Consider the following 25,509-nt stretch of genomic DNA (forward strand, 5'->3'; position numbering starts at 1 on the left):
GCGTAATCCGACAATGCACTTGATTAACCTGCTCAGGAGGCCTCTTCACTCTGTGGTTTGCGCACCCGGATTGAGAGTTCACGCAGTTGCGTCATACTCACTTCCGAAGGCGCGGAGGTCAACTGGCAGGCAGCAGACTGGGTCTTGGGGAAGGCCATCACGTCGCGGATCGATTTCGAACCGGTCAGCAACATCACCAGCCGGTCGAGACCGAAAGCGAGTCCACCGTGGGGCGGGCAACCATATTTCAACGCATCGAGCAGGAAGCCGAACTTCTCCTGTGCCTCCTCTTCGCCGATCTCCAGCAGTTTGAAGATCTTCTGCTGCAGCTCCTCGCTGTGGATACGAATCGAACCGCCGCCCAGCTCCGTCCCATTGACCACCATGTCGTAAGCGCGGGACTTGCATTTGCCGGGATCACTCTCCAGCAGATCGACCTGGTCGTCCTTCGGCGAGGTAAAGGGGTGATGCAGCGGATTCCAGCGGTTGTGCTGATCGTCCCACTCGAACATGGGGAAATCCACCACCCACAGAGGCCGCCAGGCGTCCTCCATCAGATCCAGATCCTCGCCAACCTTGACGCGCAGGGCCCCCAGGGCCTCATTGACCACATGCGTCTTGTCGGCGCCAAAGAAGATCAGGTCGCCATCTTTGGCACCGGTACGTTCCAGGATGCCATCCACCGCGCTGTCCGGTAGAAACTTCAGAATCGGTGACTGCAGTCCATCGCGCCCCTTGGCCAGTTCATTGACCTTGATATAGGCAAGGCCTTTGGCGCCATAGATACCGACAAATTTGGTATATCCGTCGATCTTCTTGCGGCTCAGGGAGCTGCCACCAGGCACATGCAGCGCGGCGACACGGCCGTGAGGATCCTTCGCCGGTCCGGAGAAGACCTTGAACTCCACCTCCTGCATCAGGTCCTGCAGATCGACCAGCTCCAGGGGAACCCGCAGGTCGGGACGGTCGGAGCCGTAACGGTCCATCGCCTCATCGTAGGTCATGCACGGGAAGGGGCTCGGCAGATCGACGTCGAGGATCTCTTTATAGAGCTGGCGGATCATCTCCTCGTTCAGTTCCATGATCTCATTCTCGTCCAAAAATGAGGTCTCGATATCGAGCTGGGTAAATTCTGGCTGGCGGTCGGCACGCAGGTCTTCGTCGCGGAAGCAGCGCACGATCTGGTAGTAACGGTCCATCCCTGACATCATCAACAGCTGTTTGAAGAGCTGGGGTGACTGGGGCAGCGCAAAGAACTCACCGGGATGGGTCCGGCTGGGCACCAAGTAGTCCCGTGCACCTTCAGGGGTCGCTTTGGTCAGCATCGGGGTCTCTATATCAAGAAACCCCCGATCATCGAGAAAACGGCGCAGCAACTGGGTCGTCCTGGCCCGGATGCGGATCTTCTCCTGCATCTCGGGACGGCGCAGATCGATGTAGCGATAGCGCAGGCGAATCTCTTCAGAGGCCTTTTCGTGCTCATCAAGTTGAAACGGAGGAGTATCGGCCTTGTTCAGCACCTCTAGTTCCAGTCCCAGCACTTCCACCTCACCGGTGGGCATGTCCGGATTGACGGTACCTTCCGGCCGGGCACGCACACGGCCTTTCACCCGCAGCACGAACTCATTGCGCACATGTTCCGCAGCGGAAAAAACCTCCGGCAGGTCTGGATCGTAGACCACCTGCACCAACCCCTCGCGGTCACGCAGGTCGATGAAGATTACCCCACCATGATCCCGACGGCGGTGAACCCAACCGCAAAGTTCCACTTCCTGATCGATATGAGAGCTGTTGAGCTGTCCGCAATATTGGCTGCGCATGGGAGGATTGTCCTGTGAAAAAATCGCCCGGTAAAAAGCGGGAATGTTACGGCCTGATTCGGGCCTGTGCAACCCGGAAGTCTCCAGGCAGGCCCTAGGCAGACTCTGGAGCTTCCGTTTGTGGGTGGTCCGGCACCACTGCCCCCATGGAGAGCAGCATTTTAAGGCCGTCATCAACGCTCATATCAAGTTCCTGCACATCCTCCCGAGGCACCAAAACAAAGTAACCACCGGTGGGATTGGGTGTGGTAGGGATATAGACGTTGATCACGTCACGCCCGGTCTTCTCCTGGGCTTCACCCTGATCGGTGCCGGTCTGGAAAGCCAGTGTCCAGAGACCACGACGGGGAAATTCGACCAATAGCACCTTGCGAAACGACTGTCCCCCATCGGAAAACATGGTCTCCACCAGTTGCTTCACCGCAGAGTAGACAGAACGCACCAGGGGAATCCGCGCCAACAGCCGTTCCCACAGACTGACCAGTTTGCGGCCAAACAGATTGGCCGCCACCAGTCCGGTGAGCAGCAGGATGATCAGTGTGAGCACCACCCCCAGGCCGGGAACGGCAAAACCAAGCAGATTTTCAGGCCGATATGCCTGAGGCACCAACAGCAGGCTGTTGTCCATCCAGCGGACCAACAGTCTGACAACAAAGAAAGTGGCGCCCAGCGGTAACCAGACCAGCAGCCCGGCAACCAGATAGCGCCTTAGTAGTACCATGTGAGGGGTCAGTTACAGCAGGAACCACCGCCACAGGAGGGTTTGGAATCCTTCTTGCCGGTATCGTGAACATTTTTCTTCTTGCCGCTCTTGAAGTCGGTTTCATACCAACCGCCGCCCTTGAGACGGAAACCTGCAGCAGAGATCAGTTTTTTCAGATCCTGTTTATTACACTCGCTGCACACAGTCAACGGTTCATCGCTCATCTTTTGCAGCGCTTCAAATTCGTGCCCACAGGAATCACAGCGATATTCGTAAATCGGCATGGCAGGTGTCCTCGTAATCTCGTGTCTACCGTCCGGCAGTCAGCAGGCGGCATTTAATTGCGGAGGGATTCTACCACATCTTATAAAAACAGCCGCTTATTCCAGCCCAAATTCGCCATTATCAGTCTCTTCCTCATCCCGTGTCTCCTCCCGGATGGACTCCAGCAGACGCACTATGCGGGCATGATCCTCTTCCGGTTGGCCAAAGCGGAAGTAGCGTTCCGCCAACTCAGCCAACCGTTCCAACTGCTCATTGCGGTGTTCCAGATGTAGCAGGCATCTGCCGACAGCATCACCAGTATCTTCCCCACCAAGCAGTCCATGGGCAGCATCCAGGGCCAGGGAGATATCCTCGTTATTGGGTCTTTTCACTCATCCTCCAGCAGTTCCCGATCCTCCCGTTGTTGGCGCAACACTGCAGCCTGACGACGCAGGATATGCCTGATCAGGGCATCTCTGTCAGCATCGCGAATATGAGAAAAATTGACTCGCAGGTTCCACGGAAAATCGGCATCATCCGGCGCCGCTTCACTTCCCACCACCTCACCATAGATAAGGACACCGGTAAACGACGGCAATAGCAGCATCTTGATCTCAAGCTGAGTACCGATTTCGAGGGACTCGGTAGTGCACAAAGACATACCACCCGCACTGAGATTGACCGGTTTTGCAGGCTGTTCCGTCAGATCGATCTCATCCGCCAGAAAAGTCTGTCCCAGCAGTTCGACTTTTTTATCCAGCGCCTTGAGGTAATCGGCCACGTCAGGATCTTTCTGCTCGATACGATGCAAAGATGCCGAAAGGTGCTGGCTTAACGCCTGCAAACGCGTCATTACTGTAAAGCTACCGTTGACACTGCTGTCGAGTTTCTCCAACCGCAACGATAACTCGACACTGTCTACAACACGGTAACTCAACTGAACCGAGTCATCGATACGAAAAAATTCACGGCGATCCGCCTGATCACCTGCTTGGTCTTCAATGGCCATTGGTCATGTTTCCCCAGGGCTGCGCCGGCCCCTAATCTTGGCTACAGGACTCCGTATAGAAGTCGGTTCAGTTACGCTATCATTCTGAGACATTGAGAACCTCTCCACTCTCCTCATCCTGCCCACGTTCAATAACCAACTCAACACGCCGGTTCTTCGCACGATTTTCCCTGGAATCATTGGGTGCCAGCGGATTGGAATCCGCATGTCCCTCAATCAGTACGCGGGCTGGATCCAGGTCTGAATTACTCAACATAGCATGGACCACGGTCACCGCACGCGCCGATGAGAGTTCCCAGTTTGAACGGAAGCGCTGGGTGGAGATAGGTATGTTGTCAGTATGTCCAGCCACTACGATATTCCCAGGGGTCTCTGCCACGACATCTGTGATTCGTGTGACAACATCGAAAAAGCCGGGGTCCAGGCTTGCTCTACCAGAGGGAAATGACCCCTTCTCCCGAATCCGGATGATGATCTTGGTCTGCTCGGTCTCGACTTCAAGCATGCCCTCCTCAATCTCCTCCTCCAGCATCTCTGCCAACTCTTCAGCCTGCTGCTCGACCTCCGCCTCAAGCTGCGCCTGCATCGCGGCTTTCATCGCTTCATCCACCTCGATCTCATCGGCACTCTGCTTGCCGTCGTGAACGTCAAGGTTATCCTTGGTGTCATCCGTCGTCTGCTGCCGGATCTCCTCCATGAGCGTCTCTTCCGGCTTGCCGGGACTGAACTCCTGCTTGATGACACTGGTACCTTTCACAATCTCATTGGCGGGAATCTCCGTCTGCACACCAAAAGCATCCTTCATCGACTCGGCCATCTTTTTGAAACGGATAGCGTCCAGCTCCGCAAAAGAGAGCAGCAGGACAAAGAAGCACATCAACAGGGACATCAGGTCGGCAAAGGTTGCCAGCCAGGCGGGAAGACCCGTTTCACATTTTGGGCAATCGTCAGCCATCCTGGTTGCCCCCGCTAATCACTATCGCCGGTTGGACGTTTGCCGGTAGGCAGATAGGTACTGAGCAGTTGTTCCAACACCCGGGGATTCATGCCCTCCTGAATACCGGAAATCGTTTCGATGATCAGGGATTTGTTGGTCTTCTCCATGGAACTGGAACGAGCCAGTTTGTCTGCCATCGGCTGGGCGAAGGCGTTGGCAATGACTGCGCCATAGAGCGTAGTCAACAGAGCCACTGCCATGGCCGGGCCGATACTGGCCGGATCCGACATATTCGCCAGCATCTGCACCAAACCGATAAGCGTACCAATCATGCCCATCGCCGGGGCCATGATCGCCATATTTTTAAACATGGTCTGTCCAACTTCGTGACGTTCGATGGTCAGGTTGATATCTTTGGAGAGCAACTTATTGACCAGCACGGGATCGTGGCCATCGACGCATAATCCAACACCCCGCTTTAAAAAATCGTTGCTGATCTCCTGGCCCTCCAGTGCCAATAAACCGTTTTTTCGTGCGATATCAGCCAGTTCCACTGCCTCTTCGATCAGTTTTTTGGGATCATCTGTTTTGTAGAAAAAGGCCTTCATGCCAATTCCGAAAGAGCCCAGAAAATCACCCAGAGAGACCTGCATCAACGTCACCATGAAGGTGCCACCCACAACGATAAGGATTGATGGGACGTTGACAAACAGCATCACATCACCGCCCGTAGCGATTGCCACGATGATTATGCCAAGTCCTCCAAGTAAACCTACCAGCGTTGCAATATCCACCTAATCTACTCTCCACGTTCCAACACTGCGCCAGTGCATCTGTATTTGTATGATTGTGCTTGACCTGATTGTCATCATTTTTGATTGTTCAGGCGCATATTCCATGATCAAATTCCGACTCGCTAAAGGTAGCGGTCAATGCCTGGGAAACTTTAATTTCCCAAAGAAAAAAATTCCGCCCGCATTTTTGCTCCATTTTGCGCAAATCCACCTCAGGACTTAGGTTAAAAAGATGTCAGAAAAGAAAAACATACTGATTACCGGCTGTTCCAGTGGTATCGGACACTGCGTGGCCCTCGGCCTGAAGTCGCGGGGATATCGTGTAATCGCCACCGCCCGAAAAGAGGAGGATGTGGAACAATTGAGGGAACATGGACTGGAGACGCTGCAACTGGACCTGGACGACTCTGAGAGTATTGCGCAGGCGGTTGAGCAATCACTGAAACTCTGTGACGGTAGACTCTTCGCCCTGTTCAATAATGGGGCCTATGGACAGCCGGGCGCGGTGGAAGACCTGACCCGGGATGTTCTGCGCGCCCAATTTGAAACCAACCTTTTCGGCTGGCATGAACTGACTTGTCGACTGTTGCCGGTCATGCGCCGCTGGAAAGAGGGAAGGATCATCCAAAACAGCTCGGTACTTGGGCTGGTCGCATTGCCCTATCGGGGGGCCTACAATGCCAGCAAATACGCCCTCGAGGGACTCACCGATACCCTGCGCATGGAACTGCAAGGCAGCGGTATTCACGTCTCCCTGATCGAACCAGGCCCAGTGGAGAGCCGCTTCCGGGCGAATGCCCACAGGATGTGGAAGAGGAATATCGACAGCGAGCATTCAGTCCACAAGGCGAATTACCTCGCCATGGCAGCAAGGCTGGAGAAAGAAGGCCCTGTCGTGCCGTTTACCCTACCGCCGGAAGCCGTATTGAAAAAGGTGGTCCATGCGCTCGAATCCCCCAGACCCAGAGCCCGTTACTATGTCACCTTCCCCACTTACCTATTTGGCACACTCAAACGGTTGTTAAGCACACGCGGGATGGATTGGGTGATGGGGAAAGTCTCCGGCGGCGGTGACAGGTGACAGGTGACAGGTGACAGGTGACAGGTGACAGCAGGATTATTGCGGGAGCATTATTAGGGTCAAGTAGCAATTACCATAATTTTCACTCCCCCTCCTGCAGAATGGTCCCCTCCCCTGTGGGGAGAGAAAGAGAGGGGGAATCAAAACAATCTGAAACCTGTTACCCGTTATCTACCGTCCGAAGGACGGTCATGCGTTGTTGTGCAGGTCTAGAATGGAGCGGCCCGCTGCATCCTCTTCACTTTTTGCATTGTCACTACGCAGCAGTTCCAGCTGATCCAGATAAGTCTCGCTGACATCACCGGTAACATAATCACCGTTGAAAACCGAGGTATCGAAGCGAGTGATATCAGTCTTGCCCTTCTTCTGCACGGCATTGATGAGATCACTGAGATCCTGAAAAATCAGCCTGTCGGCACCAATATATTCACGCACATCCTCCTCCGTCCTGCCGTGAGCCACCAGTTCGGTAGCTGAAGGCATGTCGATACCGTAGACATTGGGAAAACGTACTGGCGGAGCTGCAGAGGCAAAATAGACCTTGTTAGCACCGGCCTCCCTTGCCATCAGCACGATCTGCTGCGAAGTCGTTCCGCGAACGATTGAGTCGTCCACCAGCAGGACATTTTTGCCCTTGAACTCCAGATCGATGGCGTTGAGTTTCTGCCGCACCGATTTTTTGCGTACGGTCTGCCCCGGCATGATGAAGGTCCGGCCGATGTATCGGTTCTTGATAAACCCCTCGGTGTAGCGAACATTGAGCTTTCCTGCCAGGGAGAGCGCCGCAGTACGGCTGGTGTCAGGAATCGGAATCACTACATCGATATCGTGATCGGGCCACTCCCGCTCTATCTTCTTTGCTAGCTTTTGTCCCATCCTTGAACGGGCCTTGTGCACAAAGACATTGTCGATGATCGAATCAGGCCGGGCGAAATAGACAAACTCGAAGATACAGGGTGAACGCATGGGATTGCCGGCACACTGCTGTGAGTAGAGCTGACCGTCATGACTGATAAAAATCGCCTCACCTGGATCCAGATCCCGCACCCTTTCAAAACCCAGTGAATCCAGTGCGACACTCTCAGAGGCAACCATATATTCCGTTCCCCAGTCGGACTCGCGACGTCCATAGACAACCGGACGGATACCATAAGGGTCACGGAAAGCGATGATGCCAAATCCAGGTATCATCGCGACACCGGCATACCCGCCACGACAGCGACGATGCACACCAGCTACCGCACGGAAAACATCTTCCGGAGCGATGCGCAGTTTGTTCTGCGCCTGTAACTCATGGGCAAAGATGTTGAGTAAAATCTCAGAATCGGAGGAGGTATTGATGTGGCGCAGATCCTCACGAAACAGGTCTTGCTTCAACTCTTCCGCATTAGTCAAATTACCGTTATGGGCCAGAGTGATGCCGTAGGGAGAGTTGACATAAAAAGGCTGCGCTTCAGCAGATGATGAACACCCAGCGGTTGGATAGCGAACATGGCCCAGACCCATATTACCCCGCAATTTGATCATGTGACTCGTGCGAAAGACATCGCTCGCCAAGCCATTACCCTTGCGCAGGTGCAGTTTACCGCCCTCGCAGGTCACTATACCGGCGGCATCCTGACCTCGATGCTGCAACACCATCAAAGCATCGTAGAGTGACTGGTTAACCGCCGTTTTGCAGACAAGTCCAACTATGCCGCACATTTCCGGGTCTCCAAAGGCTTAATCTGCTCGAACAGGTGAGGAGAAAAGTGTATCGATACGCCTTTATTCATGCGGGACACATCTTCAATAGCGAAAATTACTTGCGATGTCGCTGGGCAGAAACTCTCTCAACCAGAGCGCAATCTCTTGGAAATAGGGGATCAGGTGTGATTCACGCCACCAGGGGTCATTCGGCATAGGTGTCAATCCGGCAAGCAGCACCAAAATGGCTACTACTACAACACCCCTCGCCGCACCGAAAAAGACGCCGATCAGACGATCTGTACCGGTTAACCCGGTACTGTCGACCAACAGACCCATAAAACGGTTGACCAGACCACCGACTATCAGGGTGGCCAACAACAGCAAACCATAGGAGACACCCAGACGAATCGAGGGGAGATCTATCCAGGGCACTAAATACTCGGCAACTGGCCGAAAAAAGAACCAAGCCACCCAGAATCCTGCCACCCAGGTCACAAGAGAGAGTGCCTCGCTTATAAAACCACGGACCAAACTGATGATGGACGAGAGGAGTATGATTCCGATGATGAGGATATCGATCCAGGACATAGGCAAGAAAGGGTCAGAGGCGCCGGAAATTCATCGAATTTTACAACAAGCATGGGGCAGTTGCGAATTATTCAAAAGCCCACGAAAAGTGGCCGCCTCTCACAAAATCGTCACTTGCCAGAACGAAAAAACCCTGCTGCAACAATGCAGCAGGGTTTGATCTGGTGGAGCCAGGCGGGATCGAACCGCCGACCTCAACACTGCCAGTGTTGCGCTCTCCCAGCTGAGCTATGGCCCCGAAGAGAGGCGCATGTTAGGACAAGCATTAAGGTTTGTCCACCGGTTTTTTATTCCGATCTGCTATTTCAAGTCATCCACCGAATCGATGACCGAAGGAGATCGAGAACGCTCTAACTTTATTGCGGTCGGAAAAGTTTTACTGCAGGTACATCACCCACAATAATGTGGCCGCACTCACGGCCGCCATTACCACCAAGGCGACTGTGATACAGGATGTACAAATATTACCAAATAACTGCAAGCTTTTTTCACTCATGACTATCCTCCAGGAATCTTTGATGTAAACAGCGAAACAGATTTCCCGTCGCTGTAAAAAATCAGCATTCAAAAACGAGGAGCTGTTTGCAGTCAGGCTGCAAAAGATTTTGTTACTGCTCCCACTTGCATAGAGTAAATAGCAGAATCACATAATGGTTACAAGGATGAAGATGCAGGTATTTCTTTTTTGTATTTCTTTTTATCTGACAATTACTTAGGGGCGTCAGGGAAACTACCTAGAGACCACATGGAAACACCCCTGTTAAGCACAGAGATCACCGGGGCGCGATGAGTGCCGGTAAACGGAGACTATAATAACCACTCTTTCTAGTTCTACTTTGTCAGATTAGATCTATAAGTAACTCACTGAATAATATAAAATATATGCTGTGAATTTCTTGGCAATCATCGTAAGGAAGAGCATCAAATGACAAGCACCAAGGTCATTTGAATTACCTGATACGCGCATAAGTAGAATCGATCGCATAGCGGAGCGATTCCAACGTTTCCAGTACCGCTTTGAATCCCATTTTCGAAGCAAGACGAGGTCGGTGTTTCAACCGGTCACACACTATCTCAAAGGCCTGATGCAAGCGCAGAGAAAGAACATGGAACGCATGGAAGAGGTGGTTGCAGGCGCAGATGATCAGCGTCTCCAGCATATGCTCACCGAGTCCCCGTGGGATCATCGTGCGGTGTTAGACCAAGTGGCGCTGGAAGCCGATCAATGGCTGGGTGGAACCGCGGATACCTGTCTGTTGCTCGATGAGAGTGGCCTTGCCAAGAAGGGTAAACATTCAGTGGGGGTTAAACGCCAATGGAATGGCCGCCAGGGCAAGGTGGATAACTGCCAGGTTGGTGTATTCGCAGCACTGGGTAAAGGGCACTTGTCCACGCTGATAGATGAACGTCTCTATCTACCCAAAGAGTGGGTATCGAACCCGGCTCGCTGTCGCAAGGTGGGTATCCCGGAAGTTGAACGGAAACATCAAAGCAAGTCAGAGTTGGCGCTGGAGATGGTGCGTCATCAGAGGACGCTTGGCCTGCGTTTTGCCTGGGTGGGTGCAGATGGGGGATACGGGAAGGATCCGGCTTTTCTGAGGGGTTTGGAGGCGATGGGTGAAACCTTTGTGGTGGACATCCACAAAGACCAACAGGTCTACCTGGAAGATCCACAGCCGTTCATACCGGAGAGCACGACAACGCGCGGTCGTCGTCGAAGTCGTCTGCAAGCCCAGGCAGCCCGTCTGCGCGTTGACCAGTGGCTCAATGAGCAACGGGACAGCGAGTGGCAGCAAGTGGTATTACGGGATAGCAGCAAGGGCAAACTGCGCGTCGAGATCCTGCATCATCGGGTTTGGCTTTGGGATGGAAAAGAAGCCCAGGCACATCAATGGCACCTGATTGTACGACGAGAGGTCAATTCACCGGAGACGATTAAATACACCTTGTCGAATGCACCGGAAGAAACGCCATCCCATTGTCTTGCAAAGATGCAGGCGCAGCGGTTCTGGGTTGAGCGTTCGTTCCAGGATGGTAAGAGTGAATCAGGTCTTGCTGATTATCAGGCCCGTAAATGGAAATCCTGGCATCACCATATGGCCTTGGTCATGATGGCGATGTTATTCATGCTCGAAGAGCGAATTGTGCAAAAAGATGATCACCCCTTACTCAGTTGTTCAGACATCGAATCGCTATTGCGTGCCTTCCTGCCACGGCGAGATATTGAACGCGATGAAATACTACGGCAAATGACGAAACGGCATCGTAAACGACAAGCGGCTATCGACTCCCAATATCGAAAACAGACGCTGGAACAGTCGGTTGCCGGGTGATGGAATCTGACAAAGTAGAACTAGGGCTTCCCTGCTTTTGCCAGCTGTTCAATCTTCGCCCAGGAATCGCGGAGGGTAACGGTCCGATTGAACACCGGCTTGTCAACTGTTGAGTCTCCGTTATCCATGCAGAAGTAACCCTCGCGCTCAAACTGAAAGCGTTCTCCAGGCTTGGCTTCTCCCAGGAGCGGCTCAAGATAGCAGTCGGTCAGGGTCCGCAAGGAGTCGGGATTGAGATTATCGGTGAATGAGCCGCCCTCCTCCACTGAATCAGGATTGGGCTTGGAAAAAAGTCTGTCGTAGAGACGCACCTCGCCCTTGACACCCAGAGTGGCGGATACCCAGTGGACCACGCCCCGGACCTTGCGTCCCTCCGGATTCTTACCAAGCGTCTCCGAGTCGTAGCTGCAACGTAACTCAATGATGTCGCCCTGATTGTTCTTGATCACCTCTTCGCATTTAACGACATAGGCGTTACGCAGCCGCACCTCGCCGCCAGTCACCAGTCGCTTGTACTTCTTGTTGGCAGACTCGCGAAAATCCGCCTGGTCTATGTATACCTCGCGGGTGAAATGGATGGTGCGGGTTCCCTTACTCTCATCCTTGGGGTGATTGGCCGCCTGCAGCGCCTCCTCTTCTCCTTCGGGAAAGTTCTCGATCACCATCTTCAGAGGATGCATCACCGCCATGCGACGCGGAGCATTTTTGTCCAGATCCTCGCGGATACAGTTCTCCAACACCCCCATTTCGACCAGATTGTCTGACTTGGTAACACCGATGCGTGCGCAGAAATCCCGAATCGAGGCGGCGGTATATCCTCGCCGCCGTAGCCCGGCAATCGTTGGCATCCGCGGATCGTTCCAGCCCTCCACATACCCTTCATCCGCCAGTTGAGTCAGTTTCCGCTTGCTCATCACCGTATATTCCAGGTTGAGACGGGAGAACTCGATCTGCTGCGGCTGATTTGAGATGGTGATATTTTCCAGCACCCAATCGTAGAGTGGGCGGTGATCCTCGAACTCCAGGGTACAGAGTGAATGGGTAATCCCTTCAAGCGCATCGGAGATCGGGTGGGTAAAGTCATACATGGGGTAGAGACACCAGGCCTCACCGGTCTGGTGGTGTACCACACCGTGGCGGATGCGATAGAGCGTCGGATCGCGCATGTTCATGTTGGGCGAGGCCATATCGATCTTCGCGCGCAACACCTTCTCGCCGTCGGCGAACTCCCCCGCTTTCATACGCGAGAAGAGATCCAGATTCTCCTCCACCGAGCGGGCGCGGTAAGGGCTCTCCTGTCCTGCTTCTTTGAGGGTCCCCCGATAGGCGCGCATCTTTTCGGCATCAAGATCACAGACATAAGCCTTGCCCGCTTTAATCAACTCAACTGCAAAACCGGAGAGCCGATCAAAGTAATCGGAGGCGTAGAAGAGTCGATCCTGCCAATCAAAACCCAGCCAGCGCACATCGTCCTGGATGCTCTCCACGAACTCGATGTTCTCCTTATGGGGATTGGTATCGTCAAAACGCAGATTACACAGGCCGCCAGGATAGTCCTTGGCAATACCGAAGTTGATCACAATCGATTTGGCATGGCCGATATGCAGATATCCATTGGGCTCCGGTGGAAAGCGGGTATGTACCCTGCCCTCGTTTTTTCCCTGAGCCAGATCCTGCTCAATGATCTGACGAATGAAGTTACTGGGGGTTGTCGTCTCTGAACTACTCATAATCTCTCTAATTCTCTCAGGCCTGAGCCTCACGCCGCCGAATATACTCCAGCGCCATATCGATACGCCGCAGGGTCGCGGCTTTTCCAGCCAGCTGCAGGGTTACGTCGATCCCCGGCGATGCGGCCCGGCCGACGACAGCAACTCTCAGCGGCTGGGCGACCTTACCCATCTTCACTTCAAGGGTCTCGGATACCCGTTGCACCTGCTCATGCAGAGCCTCCGGAGTCCAATCCTGCACCCCCTCCAGTGCTTCACGCATCTTTTCCAATGGTTCCCGGGCAGCGGGCCGCAGGTGCTTTTTTGCGGCCTTCTCATCAAACGTTTTGTAGTCCAGATAGCAGAAGGCGCTGATATCCGCCATCTCCACCAGCGTCTTGGCCCGCTCCTGCTGTGCTTTGGCAACATCGGCCAGATCCGGCCCCTCTGCTGGGTCGATACCCAGGTTACCCATGTGCGGACTCAACAGATGGGCGATCCGCTTGGGGTCGTCCACTTTAATATAGTGCTGATTGAGCCAAAGCAGCTTTTCTGTATTAAAGCTGGAGGCAGCCTTATTGACCTGGTCGATATCAAACAGTTCGATCATTTCATCTATGGAGAATATCTCCTGATCACCGTGGGACCAGCCAAGGCGCACCAGGTAGTTGAGCAACGCCTCCGGCAGAAAGCCCTCCTCCCGATACTGCATGACACTGACGGCACCGTGGCGCTTGGAAAGCCGGGCACCGTCATCTCCCAAAATCATCGGCACATGTCCATATATCGGCGGCTTCTTACCCAACGCCCGCAGAATATTGATCTGGCGGGGGGTATTATTGAGATGGTCGTCGCCCCGGATGACATGGGTTATCTCCATATCCATATCGTCTACCACGACGGTAAGATTATAGGTTGGGGATCCGTCGGTGCGGCGGATAATCAGGTCATCCAACTCTTCGTTGTTGAAGGCAACCCGGCCGCGGATCAGGTCGTCTACCACAACAGTACCACTCTCAGGATTGCGGAAACGAATCACATGGGGCTCATCCGGATCGACATGCAGACTCTTGCAATGCCCATCGTAACGGGGTTTCTCCTTTCGCTTCATCGCCTGCTCTCGAAGGTCGTCAAGACGCTCACGTGAACAGTTGCAGCGGTAAGCCAACCCCTTCTCCATCAACTCCCCTATCACCTCGTTATAACGCTCGAAGCGGTGGGTCTGGTAGAAGGGGCCCTCATCATACTCAAGCCCGAGCCAGGTCATTCCCTCCAAAATCGCATTCACCGATGCCTCTGTGGAACGCTCCAGATCCGTATCCTCGATGCGCAGCACGAATTTACCTCCGTGCTTGCGGGCATAGAGCCAGGAGAAAAGGGCGGTACGGGCACCGCCGACATGGAGATAGCCGGTAGGGCTGGGGGCGAAACGGGTGCGAACGGTCATTATTGCTCTGTCTTGGCTGACGGGAAAAAAGGGAATTCTAACAGACCCGGCGCCAATGGGCAGAGTGGATTGACGGAACAACTTCCGATCTCTAGAATGGCCGCTCCTTACTGAAGGGGCGTATAGCTCAGCTGGGAGAGCGCTGCAGTCACATTGCAGAGGTCACAGGTTCGATCCCTGTTACGCCCACCATTTCCTACTGTTTTATAAGCACTTTCCAGCTACGCAAAATAGCCGCGCAAGGAATTAATGGTGCATGGTAACCCAGTGGTAACTGGGACGACTTGGGGCAGCCATGGCGATGATGTGGGCGGGGTTCATGTAACGGGCTGCTCCACCACCACTTCGATCAACTCCTCCCTGATGATCTGAACGTCGTCGGGTGCTTCTATGGAGATTTTGGCCTTGTAGGTACTAGCGCGGGTTAGGACGACGCGGATCATCTGGCCGGCAGAGGTGATGAGAATGAGAGATTCACCCTCCTTGCGTTCGAGTGTCAACATGTCCTTTGCTCCGCGTTAGCTAAAGAGAAAGGGAAGCAGAAGCCTCCTTTTCAATTAAAATGGGGAGTTATGTTTTCTTGCAACGACTGGAGAGGCCGAGTCCGACCAGAGCGATACCCAATAATGTGATTGAGGTGGGTTCAGGTACAGTCCAGTAGGCCCATACATTCCTGGGATAACCGGTTGTGTTCCAAGTTACCAGGTCCGCAGCCGGACTGTCAGGCACAAAGTCGAAAGTGCCAGGGCGATCGTCACTGTTAAAGGCCGCCATTACGATAACTTCAGGGCTTCCAGGCTCTCTTTCATAGGGGGTCAGGATTCGGGCGACCTTGGTGTCTTCGATTCCATTCACCATCCAGGGGTTGGTATCGAGGGGGATGTGGGGCGCGAAGTTTAGCAAGACCTGATCGAGCAACGCATGACTCGCAAGCCTTGCAGCTACTTCGTCTTTGAAAAGAAACTTATTTCGGTCACAACCAGACCAAAGAGCTTCACAAGAACTGTCAATAAACCAAACATCGTATAGCCAGCCACCAACGTCGACATTCCGGGCACCGATCAGCTTATTGTTTATGGGGTTCCACTCGAGGATGGGAGTTGCTTGGACCGATTGTACCTGCAGCAACGCGAGCAGGACCGCCAGTGCGGCTGCGATTTTGAGACCCAGGTTTTTCCGCCTGAGTTGAGCCAAGGTTCGATTATTCATATCAACACCCCACATTATGATCTGGCACCAAATAAACCGCAGCATTATCTGTGCCACGAATATAATTCACATTGATATCAATGGCCTACAAATCTTCACACGTGAAAATTGCACAACATGTAAAAAATACCGACAATTAAAGTAGGTGAATTATCCCTTTTAGCCCCTATCCTCCATAGAGTAACGAGCATTGACACCTTTTAGCCCAATAAAAACAGGGCCTTAGCGTGAGTGATGTGCTTATAAGCCACCTGAAAGGGGATGTAAAAAAAACCGACAGGAATGAAATCCTCGTGTCTCCCACTGCCAGCAGGCGTCAGAAGCGGCACCCCGGAACAGAATCACGACCAATCAGTGGGTGATGGTTGCTGCAAATATTCTGAAGATTGAAGTTGGTACAAACCCATTTCGCAGGTATACAGGGTCGAATTTTTTCCGACTCAAAGCGGAGCGCTTCAGTCTTCACCCTCAAGCGTTATGTTTGCCAATAAGTCACTGTCGGATTTCTTTACAGCAGTGCCAATTGGTATTTTTTTACTGTTAAACCTCCCCAATTGATTGAAACTAAAGGCAATTCAGTTCTTAGGCTATAAATTCCAGTCACTGGACAGCTTCATGCTGTGAATAATATTCCTAGATTCTGTCGGGATATTTTGCACATTCAGAAAGAAGACTTTGGAATTCACGCTTAACTCGTTGAAAAAACAGGACATATTGTTGTTGGCGCGTATATTGCTGTAATTGAATTAGCGAAAACGATAAATATAATGAGCGTGACTATGAAAATCAGGTTAACCCTTTTGGTTCTGCTATTCGTGTCTTTCTCCTCGTATGCTGGAAATGTGAATGTTTGTAAAAATGCAAACGGTGCAACTACATTTACTGACGGCGCATGCCCGGAGGGTGACCAAAAAATAGAGTCGAGGCATTTTCAGAAATCTCAGTCGTCTGTACGACGGACGGGGGTTATTCAGCAGCTACAATATATAAAATCACTTCGATACAAGCGGACGTAGAAAAAAGAACACACCACCAAGAGCGGCTTTATTTTCAACTCCTTCATGACCAGACTTACTCAATGAAAGATTACGGGGACAGCCTCCATGGCAATGTTCCACTGTCGGCAACATCAACATGATGCTTTGCCTGACCCGTTTGGCAAACCGGTTATCTTGTCAGCTACCTTTGTCAAACATGCTGATACGTATACAGCGCTCCTGAGAACGTGCCGGCTAAAGCCGAGCTGGTGAATTGTCAGCCCATTCGGTGTTCTGGATGTATTCATGCTCCCGGTATTCCACCCAGCCTATTCATCAGACCCCTCCCCCAACCCCTGTAACCTTATCCACAGTCAGGCTGTAATCGGCCGGACCAATCTATTGTCACACCAATCGGACATAGGTATTCTCCGAATTCAGCATACCTTCAAGTAGTACCGTATTCCTTTTTCCAACCACTGCGTCCGAGCAAAGGGTAATGATGAGATCGTCTCGACCTGAACACCAATCGTCCCCGAATATCCTCAACCATCTGCTGAGGACGACCCTCGTAGTGGTATTACTGGCGATTGCCTTTTTCGCCTTCGCCGCAGAGTCGGGCGGCGCGATCGAATCTCCGGACTGGCTGCAGCTGTTCCTCGGCCTGTTCGGCGGCTTGGCCCTGTTTCTCGGTGGATTACAACTATTGTCGGATGGGATGACAAAATCCGCCGGCCAGACATTGAAAACAGTACTGGCAAAGCTCACCACCAACCGCTTGAAGGGCGCGCTCACCGGTGCCTTTATTACCGGCGTGCTCAACTCTTCGACGGTAACCACACTGCTGGTCGTTGGTTTCATAAGCGGTGGCATGATGACCCTCACCCAGTCGGTCGGGGTGATCATGGGAGCCAACATCGGCAGCACTGTGACCGCCCAGTTGCTGGCTTTCGATCTTGCAGCTTACTCTCTCGGTCCCGTCGCCATCGGTTTTTTCATGCTCTTTACCACCAAGCAGGAGAAGGTGAAGTACTACGGCATGATGATCATGGGCATAGGTCTGGTGTTTTACGGCATGGGCCTGATGAGCGAGGCAATGACACCCCTACGCAGCTACGAGCCCTTCCTGGAAATACTCAAGGCTTTGGAAAACCCGATGGCGGGCATTCTCGCTGGTGCGGCATTCACTGCCATCGTACAGTCCTCCGCAGCAACGGTCGGCATCGCCATCGCGATGGCGAGCGAAGGACTGCTGGCCCTGCCTGCGGGCATCGCCCTGGCGCTGGGAGCCAACATCGGCACAGCCGCCACGACGGCACTGATGGGCATCCTCAGCGCCAAGTCCACCGAAGCAGTGCGAGCATCGGCAGTGCATGTAATATTCAACATTCTGGGTACCCTGATATGGCTTCCCTTCATCTGGCTGCTGGTGGATATGGCAGTCTGGATTTCCCCATCCAGTCCGGAGTTCGAGGGCATGGCTCAGGCAGCGGCGGAAGTGCCGCGCCAGATCGCCAACGCCAATACACTGTTCAACGTCATCAACACGCTTATTTTTATCGGTTTTACCGGCTGGTTCGCGAAGCTGGCGGAGCGCATCGTACCGGAGCGCAAGCCTGCGGAAGGCATTATCATAGAACCCAAATTTCTGGACGAAGGGGTACTGAGGGCGCCCTCCGTGGCGTTGCAGCAGGTGCGGCTGGAACTGGGGCGGGTTGGAGCGATTACGCTCAACATGCTGCAGGACATCGTGCCGGCCCTGAGAGATGGAGATCGGGACCGCCTCGATGATATCGTCCGCCGCAACGATCAAGTCGATATACTGGACCAGGAGATACTCAATTATCTGGGCAAGATTCGCGGGGGCACGCTGACAGAACAGGAGAGTCTGGAGTTTCAGGGACTGATGATGGCGTCAGATAACCTGCAGAGCCTGGCGGATGTTGTTGGGATCGACGTCGTCTCTCTGGCCCGCAAAGCGGTCGATCTGGATTCCGAGTCGGGAGAGGAGACCCGCAAGATGTTGGTGGAATTCTATACTACGATTGTCGAGTCCGTGGAACTCACGGTGAAGGCGATTCGTGACAACGACCAGCGGGCGGCGGAATCCGTGTTGATGATGAAGGAGAAGATACGGGATCAGTCGGAACTCTTGTTGTCCCGGAAGGCGTCGCGTCTGACGGCGGACGATCCGGATTATTTGACGCTGGTGCGGCTGGAGATGTCGTTTATAGACCAGCTGCGACGTATCTACACCCTGGCAAAACGCACCGCAAAGGTTGCTCTGCCACAGGTGCTTGCGCAACGCGATTGACCCTGACTGGGGGCGCATAGGCTCAGAGGACAACTGCCGGGTAGCACCTGGGAACTCTCCAGGGCCGCAGATAGCCGTCGAATAGTCTAGGAAGAGGCAATGAGAGCGAGCGCCTGCAGCAGACTGCCTGACAGCAGGATACCCGCGGCGACAAGCACAATCACCGGCAGGGAGAAGGGTTGTCCCCGCAGCCTACGCAGCACGCTGGTTATGAGAATGCCAAGCACCGGCCAAAAGGCGTTGATCAGTACGCTGTGGCCCAAACCGATGCGCTCTATAGAGAAGAAGAACAACGAGTAGGCGATGCCAAAACTGATAATGCCGTGGAAAAGGAACGGTGTCAGTGAAGCTAGCCCGCGTGGACTGCTGGCAACTCGCCGCAGTGGTGCAATGGCGAAAGGCACGAAAAGCAGTGCACCGGTCATCAACGCTGACAGATTGGCCGCGACCGGATGCGTGGTACGCACGCCTGTCGCCATGAAGAACTCACCCAGTGCCCATAACGCGGCGGTGGACAACCCCAGGAGCACACCCCCGAAATCAATTTTGCGCAATCCCGAACCAACCAGCAACAGCAGGGTGCCAAGTGCAATAAGTGACACGCTGCCCATGCTTCCCCGGGTTACCGGTTCATGCAGAGCCAGCGCAGCCAGGCCGAATGAGAACAGAGGTTTGACCTTGCTGAACAGAGAAGCTATATCTGCACGTCCGCTGAAAGCAACACCTGAGAAATAGTACACACCGGTCGCCAGCGGAAACGTGAAAATACCTGCCAGCACGAGATCAGTGCTGAACACCACCCTCTCATCCAGCCACAGGACTATGCCGCCGAGTACGCAGACTCCGGCTGTCATCGAGGTCATTAGCCCGGCCAGCACCTGCGTGCGTGCATCTCCGCAGGATGGATTGCGTATGCCGGAGTTGATTATCGGGGCCGAGATTGCCCACAGCAGGGCACTGGCCACCGCATACAGATAGTCAGGCATGCGCGCTCCAGGCGATGACCACAATCTGCCAGACAAAGGGCGCGAGCAGAATGGCTGTCGCAAGCTTGCCACGGTGCCTGTAGCGCGGTTTGCCAGGCGGTGTGTCAAAAAACGGTTGGCAGGCGGCGCGGATATCCGGGAACCAGAAACCGTAGCCGAATATGACGATGCAGCCTATGGCGAAGGCGGACAGTACCTCACTGTAGAACGCGAGCAGCAGTACCATTGAAACCAGCAGGCTGGCGGTGGCGATATAGCGTGGATTGATGGTGTATCGATAGAAATAATTGACCAGGACGTTTCGCACATTATGGGTACGGAATTGATTGAACATGGTATCGAAGGCATCGACACACAGTACGAAACAGACGAAGGCCATGGCCGCAGCGAGCATACCGGCCCAGAGAATGCCGTGCTGCCACAGAGATGTCGCCTTGTCTGAACTCCATATGTCACCAATCTCATCGAAGATCAGCAACGATACAGCGATGAGTATAGCCAGAACCTGCATACCTGCCGTACCTTTGTTGCGGTAGCTGGCGACCAGTTCAGCATTGTTGACTGCACTCTCGTCCCAATGGACGCTGGTAAAACCCAGCAGTCGGCGTAGCGTCTGCACCTCCAACTGCGGATAGGGATGCGACTGACCGTTGCTGACTTGCAGCTTTGACTGGAAATATACCCACCACATCGCAGTAAATAGCGCCATATAGGTGATCAGCATCAGGCGATTGAGGCGGGTAGCGAGGTCGACGACAAGAAACTCCTGGATATACGCCTCAAACGCAGCCAAGTCAGGAAATGCCCAGGCTACGTATGGATACCAAGCCCCGGGACTACTGGGTATGGCGACAGCAAGCAAGAGGTAAAGAGCACAGGCAACTATCGCCAGCAGGAGGGTACGCTTCCCGATCCAAACCACAGGATCACCCTGGCTAAGATACCGGCCAAGAACTGCGGCATCTGTGATATCCGCTTCAGTTGGATTGTCGTGACCGTTTTTTGTCGACATATACTGGTTTCAGGGCCCCAGTTTCCCTGTCGAACGGTACTGGAAAGTTGTACCCTAATCCGGCGCACCGAAAGACCGGTCAGGTATTCTTGTACTGTAGAGTGGTTTCCCCGGCAGCGAAGTGATTATAGCCCACCCGGGCCATCACTATCCCTTTTTGTTGCACGGAAAATAATCTGCGTGTCAGGAATTTTGACTCAACCACTGAGGCTTCGGTAGATCGCAATAAACGCTTCTATCCCCTCCAAAAACAATGGCTACTTACAAGCAGAGCAGTAGCGACTGAAAGTTCCACTACCGCTAAAGCGATAAGCATTAGATAGTCACCTTGAACCACCCTGGACAAGTAAGCACCAAGTGAAACCATAAGACCTAGAAAGACAAAGAATCTGGGCCGGTAAAACTGCCATAGCATAGGCTGCTTCAACGCATTGATGCGCTTTAGATTCCTGTTACACACATTGATGAACAGGTATTTTGCCTTAACCCATCCAATCACCAATCCACTTACAATAGCCAACATAATCCAAAGCGGATCAGCCCCGCTCCTGCCCGCATCAAGGAACAAGCCAGAACTTTTAGTCAGGAGGACCACAACACCAATATACCAAACCAGTGCGGCCAATCTTTTTAGGGTGAGAGAAGAAGTTTTGAGCACTAGATTAACGGGAGATTGAAACATAGGCTGGGCAAGCCTGTTGATTTCCGCACCCGGCCTTGTTAACTGCTCACATTGGCATATAAAACAAGCTGGTCACTATGAACATTTCCGAGCAAAACAGCAAACTTAATTCCTACCGCTGGCATCTCAAACAATGGTAGGTCCACCGGTTACCCTAACCGCCCCATGCAGACTTGGGTATGCGATAGATCGGACTGGAGAAACCGCTTTAAACCCGCATCCCCCAGACACCCACCCCCGTCAACAATATGACAATAAATAACCCAACGGTGGCCGTAGTCGGTATCTCTTTGATAAGATTCAATTGAGTCTCACTCGCCTGTTTCGATTGCTCCTCTTCCTTGGACGCGGGTTGCACATAATACGAGCCCATTTCAACATGGGGATAATCGCTTCGACCCGTCACGCTGCTCTGACCCCGCGTACGCTTTTCGCCAGCACTTCTTTCAATATCCAGATAGAGACTGCTCTCATGTGACGTTATTTTTTCGATCATGGGTTTCTGCTGCACGTGGACACCATTGCCCATGGACGGCAAATTGACACTCTGAATTCCAAACTCCGGCACGATGTCGGGAAAGAGTGACGCGGGTGCAGCATCAAAAAGCGACTCCGGTGCCATATCATACAGGGAGTGGATAACAGGAAAGATCTGTTCAAGTGGCGTCTCCTCCGTTGCCCATTCAGGATTGATCAAGTCCACTATCAGGGTTGAGGTATAGAGGCTACGCCAACTTGACCACCACAACTGCCAGCTATCCAGCATCTGTAAATCCTGTTGGCCTGACCCGCCCTTAACCAGTAATTCAGATATTTCCGACGACATGACCGATGCTTCGACCACAGGCTTCTGAATGTCAATGGGCTCCTGGAGCTGCTCGTTACACCCCACCATGTAAAACGGTAGAAAAAAAACCAGAAGGAAAGTCAATACGATTTTCATAACGCGGACACCTTATCGCAGCTGCACTATCGCGCAGCACTGCTCGAAAACACCGTGTCGATCTTAGAGCAAGGTGATTGCTCCGTATCTTTATAATCAGGTCTTTTAACAACTTCTCACAATGCCGAAAAACAACTTCACATTCATGCCATGCTTGTTGACAATTAGTCCGTTATTTACGGTTGGATGTTAATAATTGTTAACGGAATCATTGACTCATCAGTTGAACAATCAGCTGATACGCCTCTTCAAATACATCGTCGCCCTCTTCATCCAACCAATGATTTTCCTTATCGGCATTCAACCAGGTGAACTGTCTCTTGGCCAGTTGCCGGGTAGTGATAATGCCTCTTTCAATCATCTCTTCCCCGCTGTATTCACCTAACAGGTATTTCAACATCTGCCGATAACCGACAGCCCGCATAGATGGCAGATCCGGACTCAGATCTCCCCGGAGCTGCAAAGCCTGTACCTCTTCTTCAAAACCTGACGCCAGCATTTGATGGAAACGCTTTTCGATACGTTCGTGCAGGATTTTTCGATCTTTCGGTGAACGGACGAGTTTAAGTATCCGATAGGGCAAAGAGACTCCACTGCCATTTTGTTGCAGCTGAGTCATGGGGCGACCGGTAATCTCGATCACTTCGAGGGCACGAAGAATACGCTGCGCGTCATTGGGGTGGATGCGATCAGCGGCAACTGGATCGAGTTCCGCCAGGCGTTGATGCAACAACTCCAATCCAAGGTACTGCCGTTCCATCTCAAGCCGCTTTCGAATGGCAGGATCGGCTTCCGGCAAATTCGAAAGTCCCTTCTCCAACGCTCGAAAATAGAGCATGGTGCCACCTACCAGCAGAGGCACTTTTCCTGCAGCTGTGATCTCAGCCATCGCGTCCATGGCATCCCTCCGAAACGCAGCAGCAGAGTAAGCATCAGCCGGATCCCGAATATCGATCAGACGATGCGGCGCCTTTGCAAGCACCTCGGGTGCCGGCTTGGCGCTTCCGATATCCATCCCCCGGTAAACCAGCGCCGAATCGACACTGATGATCTCCATCGGCAGTCTCTGTACAAGTTCCACTGCCAGCTCCGTCTTGCCGGATGCGGTGGGCCCCATCAGAAAAACAGCGGGGGGTAGTTTCTGTTCCGCCATCAACGACCCCGTAGAAACAGCTTATCCAATTCGGTCATGGAGAGTTGAACCCAGGTCGGACGGCCATGGTTACACTGGTCTGCACGTTCGGTACGTTCCATGTCCCGCAGCAGTGCGTTCATCTCATCCAGGGTGAGACGACGGTTTGCCCTCACTGAGCCGTGACACGCCATGGTGGCAAGTACCTTGTCGATCTCCTCTTTGATTCGGCTACTCTCACCAAACTCCGCCAGATCGGAAAGCACATCACGCAACAGCCGCTCGGCATCCGCTCCCTGCAGGATTGCCGGAATGGCCCGTACTGCCAGGGCATCTGCACCAAGTCGCGAGACCTCAAGGCCAACACTCTCCAATATCGATGACTGATTCTCCGCAAGATCTGCCTCACGGCTATTCACCCGCACCGTCACCGGCACCAGCAGCGGCTGCCGGGTAATGCCCACATCGTTGTAAGTCTGTTTGAAACGCTCGTAGATGATGCGTTCATGAGCGGCATGCATGTCGACCAGTACCAACCCATCCTGATTTTGCGCCAGGACATAGACGCCTTGCAGCTGCCCAAGTGCATAGCCCAGTGGTGGCAGGGCTTCATCCTCACTCTGCGGCAGTGGCGATGCAGAAGGTTTCTGCGCATGAAAAGCCGCACGATAGGATGAAGGGCGTTCGGCAACCCGCCAATCCATGGTGTGCTGCACGCCAGGAGACGCTCCCTCAATCGGTTCACCAGATTGGGGAGAGCCACTACCGGAAGCGTCAAGACTGCCTGTGAATGCCCCCCCTGAAGGTGCAGCTATATCGGACTCACCCGCCGTTTGCGGGCGTGTCTCCGCCAGTGCGCTGTGCAGGCCACGAAAAAGAAAATCGTGTACCAGGCGACCATCCCTGAAACGCACTTCGTGCTTGGTGGGATGGACGTTCACATCGACCTTCCGGGGATCCAGCTCCAGAAACAACAGATATGCGGGATGACGTCCATGATAAAGCACATCCTGATACGCTTGCCGCACTGCGTGGGTTACCAGTCTGTCCCGCACCATTCGCTGATTGACATAGAAAAACTGCATATCTGCCTGGGAACGGGAGAAAGTGGGACGGGCCACCCAACCATAAAGTTTCAAACCCACCGCCTCATGCTCCACAAAGAGTGCGTTCTCGAGAAAAACCGCTCCCAGCAGGTCGGCAATGCGGCGTTCTCTGTCGATCTGCTGGGTACAGGGAGGCAGGGAGAGGATCTGCCGACGATTGTGCTGCAGTGAAAAACCCACATCAAAGCGGGCCAGTGCCAACCTTCGAACCAGCGTCTCGATATGACCGAACTCCGTCTTTTCCGTGCGCAAAAACTTGCGCCGGGCAGGCGTATTGAAAAAGAGATCGCGGACTTCAACCGTCGTGCCCTGAGGATGGGCTGCAGGCCGAGGCGTCATCTCTGATTCACTGCCGTCCCCACTGACCTCCCAGGCGGAGTCACTCTCCTGATTTCGCGAGGTCATTTTCAAACGTGATACGGAGCTGATGCTGGGCAGCGCTTCACCACGGAACCCCATGCTCTGGATTGCTTCCAGGTCTTCGAGACTGCTGACTTTGCTGGTGGCATGACGAGAGAGCGCCAAAGCCAGTTCATCCTCAACGACCCCAACACCGTTATCGCGAACCCGCATCAATTTGACGCCGCCCTGCTCCACATCGATCTCAATACGATTGGCGCCGGCATCAAGGCTGTTTTCAATCAACTCCTTGACCACCGAAGCCGGACGCTCCACCACCTCGCCGGCAGCAATCTGATTGACCAGTTGTGGGGGGAGTTGTTGAATGTGCATGGAGAGAACGTGGCCGTCGTGGATAGTGACGGCTATTGTGCC

Annotated in this window: 21 protein-coding genes and 2 tRNA genes; 4 read left to right on the forward strand and 19 right to left on the reverse strand. The window is 53.4% G+C overall.

Annotated elements, in window-relative coordinates:
* Nucleotides 1–32 precede the first annotated feature (32 nt).
* From aspS to pomA, 7 genes are all read right to left on the reverse strand, one after another.
* Nucleotides 33–1,820 (reverse strand): aspartate--tRNA ligase, encoded by a 1,788-nt coding sequence (gene aspS, locus HPY30_02210; protein QYZ64909.1) that lies wholly within the window; start codon nt 1,818–1,820, stop codon nt 33–35.
* 94 nt (nt 1,821–1,914) lie between these two features.
* A complete protein-coding gene (locus tag HPY30_02215) occupies nt 1,915–2,541 on the reverse strand; it encodes a DUF502 domain-containing protein (GenBank protein ID QYZ64910.1) in 627 nt (208 codons plus the stop codon).
* A gap of 8 nt (nt 2,542–2,549) precedes the next feature.
* Complete coding sequence (locus HPY30_02220; protein QYZ64911.1) at nt 2,550–2,807, reverse strand: zinc ribbon domain-containing protein; 258 nt, start codon at nt 2,805–2,807, stop codon at nt 2,550–2,552.
* A gap of 96 nt (nt 2,808–2,903) precedes the next feature.
* The gene (locus tag HPY30_02225) at nt 2,904–3,179 is read right to left on the reverse strand and encodes a hypothetical protein (GenBank protein QYZ64912.1); all 276 of its coding nucleotides are present in this window, start codon (nt 3,177–3,179) and stop codon (nt 2,904–2,906) included.
* Nucleotides 3,176–3,796: a PilZ domain-containing protein gene (locus HPY30_02230; GenBank protein ID QYZ64913.1), complete on the reverse strand. Its 621-nt coding sequence runs from the start codon at nt 3,794–3,796 to the stop codon at nt 3,176–3,178. Before HPY30_02230 ends, HPY30_02225 begins: the two co-directional genes overlap by 4 nt.
* Before the next feature lie 79 nt (nt 3,797–3,875).
* Nucleotides 3,876–4,751: a type VI secretion system protein TssL gene (tssL, locus tag HPY30_02235; protein QYZ64914.1), complete on the reverse strand. Its 876-nt coding sequence runs from the start codon at nt 4,749–4,751 to the stop codon at nt 3,876–3,878.
* A gap of 14 nt (nt 4,752–4,765) precedes the next feature.
* Entirely contained in the window at nt 4,766–5,527 is a 762-nt protein-coding gene (gene pomA / locus HPY30_02240) for a flagellar motor protein PomA (GenBank protein QYZ64915.1), read from the reverse strand.
* Between the two features lie 232 nt (nt 5,528–5,759).
* Between pomA and HPY30_02245 the strand changes: the two genes are divergently transcribed.
* A complete protein-coding gene (locus HPY30_02245) occupies nt 5,760–6,608 on the forward strand; it encodes an SDR family oxidoreductase (protein ID QYZ64916.1) in 849 nt (282 codons plus the stop codon).
* 189 nt (nt 6,609–6,797) lie between these two features.
* On the opposite strand, the gene purF is transcribed toward HPY30_02245, so the two are convergent.
* The 3 genes from purF to HPY30_02260 form a co-directional block, all read right to left on the reverse strand.
* Complete coding sequence (gene purF, locus HPY30_02250; GenBank protein ID QYZ64917.1) at nt 6,798–8,312, reverse strand: amidophosphoribosyltransferase; 1,515 nt, start codon at nt 8,310–8,312, stop codon at nt 6,798–6,800.
* Nucleotides 8,313–8,396: 84 nt separating this feature from the next.
* Complete coding sequence (locus HPY30_02255; protein QYZ64918.1) at nt 8,397–8,885, reverse strand: CvpA family protein; 489 nt, start codon at nt 8,883–8,885, stop codon at nt 8,397–8,399.
* Between the two features lie 162 nt (nt 8,886–9,047).
* Nucleotides 9,048–9,123: transfer RNA gene (locus HPY30_02260), tRNA-Ala, on the reverse strand.
* A gap of 847 nt (nt 9,124–9,970) precedes the next feature.
* Here HPY30_02260 and HPY30_02265 point away from each other — a divergent pair.
* Complete coding sequence (locus tag HPY30_02265; GenBank protein QYZ64919.1) at nt 9,971–11,218, forward strand: IS701 family transposase; 1,248 nt, start codon at nt 9,971–9,973, stop codon at nt 11,216–11,218.
* A gap of 20 nt (nt 11,219–11,238) precedes the next feature.
* Here HPY30_02265 and HPY30_02270 read toward each other — a convergent pair whose 3' ends face one another.
* Nucleotides 11,239–12,948, reverse strand: coding sequence for a glutamine--tRNA ligase/YqeY domain fusion protein (locus tag HPY30_02270; protein ID QYZ64920.1), 1,710 nt, complete (start codon nt 12,946–12,948; stop codon nt 11,239–11,241).
* Between the two features lie 16 nt (nt 12,949–12,964).
* Nucleotides 12,965–14,374: a glutamate--tRNA ligase gene (gene gltX, locus HPY30_02275; GenBank protein ID QYZ64921.1), complete on the reverse strand. Its 1,410-nt coding sequence runs from the start codon at nt 14,372–14,374 to the stop codon at nt 12,965–12,967.
* Nucleotides 14,375–14,490: 116 nt separating this feature from the next.
* Here gltX and HPY30_02280 point away from each other — a divergent pair.
* A tRNA-Val gene (locus tag HPY30_02280) sits at nt 14,491–14,566 on the forward strand.
* A 125-nt stretch (nt 14,567–14,691) separates the two neighbouring features.
* Here the strand turns inward: HPY30_02280 and HPY30_02285 are convergent.
* Nucleotides 14,692–14,877 (reverse strand): carbon storage regulator, encoded by a 186-nt coding sequence (locus tag HPY30_02285; protein ID QYZ64922.1) that lies wholly within the window; start codon nt 14,875–14,877, stop codon nt 14,692–14,694.
* Between the two features lie 67 nt (nt 14,878–14,944).
* Complete coding sequence (locus tag HPY30_02290) at nt 14,945–15,583, reverse strand: PEP-CTERM sorting domain-containing protein (GenBank protein QYZ64923.1); 639 nt, start codon at nt 15,581–15,583, stop codon at nt 14,945–14,947.
* Between the two features lie 1,476 nt (nt 15,584–17,059).
* Between HPY30_02290 and HPY30_02295 the strand changes: the two genes are divergently transcribed.
* Complete coding sequence (locus HPY30_02295) at nt 17,060–18,874, forward strand: Na/Pi cotransporter family protein (GenBank protein ID QYZ64924.1); 1,815 nt, start codon at nt 17,060–17,062, stop codon at nt 18,872–18,874.
* An 86-nt stretch (nt 18,875–18,960) separates the two neighbouring features.
* On the opposite strand, the gene HPY30_02300 is transcribed toward HPY30_02295, so the two are convergent.
* From HPY30_02300 to mutL, 5 genes are all read right to left on the reverse strand, one after another.
* On the reverse strand, nt 18,961–19,860 hold the full coding sequence (locus HPY30_02300) for a DMT family transporter (GenBank protein QYZ64925.1): 900 nt from the start codon (nt 19,858–19,860) through the stop codon (nt 18,961–18,963).
* A complete protein-coding gene (locus HPY30_02305) occupies nt 19,853–20,872 on the reverse strand; it encodes a hypothetical protein (GenBank protein ID QYZ64926.1) in 1,020 nt (339 codons plus the stop codon). The genes HPY30_02300 and HPY30_02305 overlap by 8 nt, the downstream gene beginning before the upstream one ends.
* Before the next feature lie 890 nt (nt 20,873–21,762).
* Complete coding sequence (locus HPY30_02310) at nt 21,763–22,497, reverse strand: hypothetical protein (GenBank protein ID QYZ64927.1); 735 nt, start codon at nt 22,495–22,497, stop codon at nt 21,763–21,765.
* 208 nt (nt 22,498–22,705) lie between these two features.
* Complete coding sequence (gene miaA / locus HPY30_02315) at nt 22,706–23,650, reverse strand: tRNA (adenosine(37)-N6)-dimethylallyltransferase MiaA (GenBank protein ID QYZ64928.1); 945 nt, start codon at nt 23,648–23,650, stop codon at nt 22,706–22,708.
* Nucleotides 23,650–25,467, reverse strand: coding sequence for a DNA mismatch repair endonuclease MutL (gene mutL / locus HPY30_02320; protein ID QYZ64929.1), 1,818 nt, complete (start codon nt 25,465–25,467; stop codon nt 23,650–23,652). The genes miaA and mutL overlap by 1 nt, the downstream gene beginning before the upstream one ends.
* Nucleotides 25,468–25,509 lie beyond the last annotated feature (42 nt).

The organism is Gammaproteobacteria bacterium (ex Lamellibrachia satsuma) (assembly GCA_019623805.1).
Classification (GTDB): domain Bacteria; phylum Pseudomonadota; class Gammaproteobacteria; order Chromatiales; family Chromatiaceae; genus QGON01.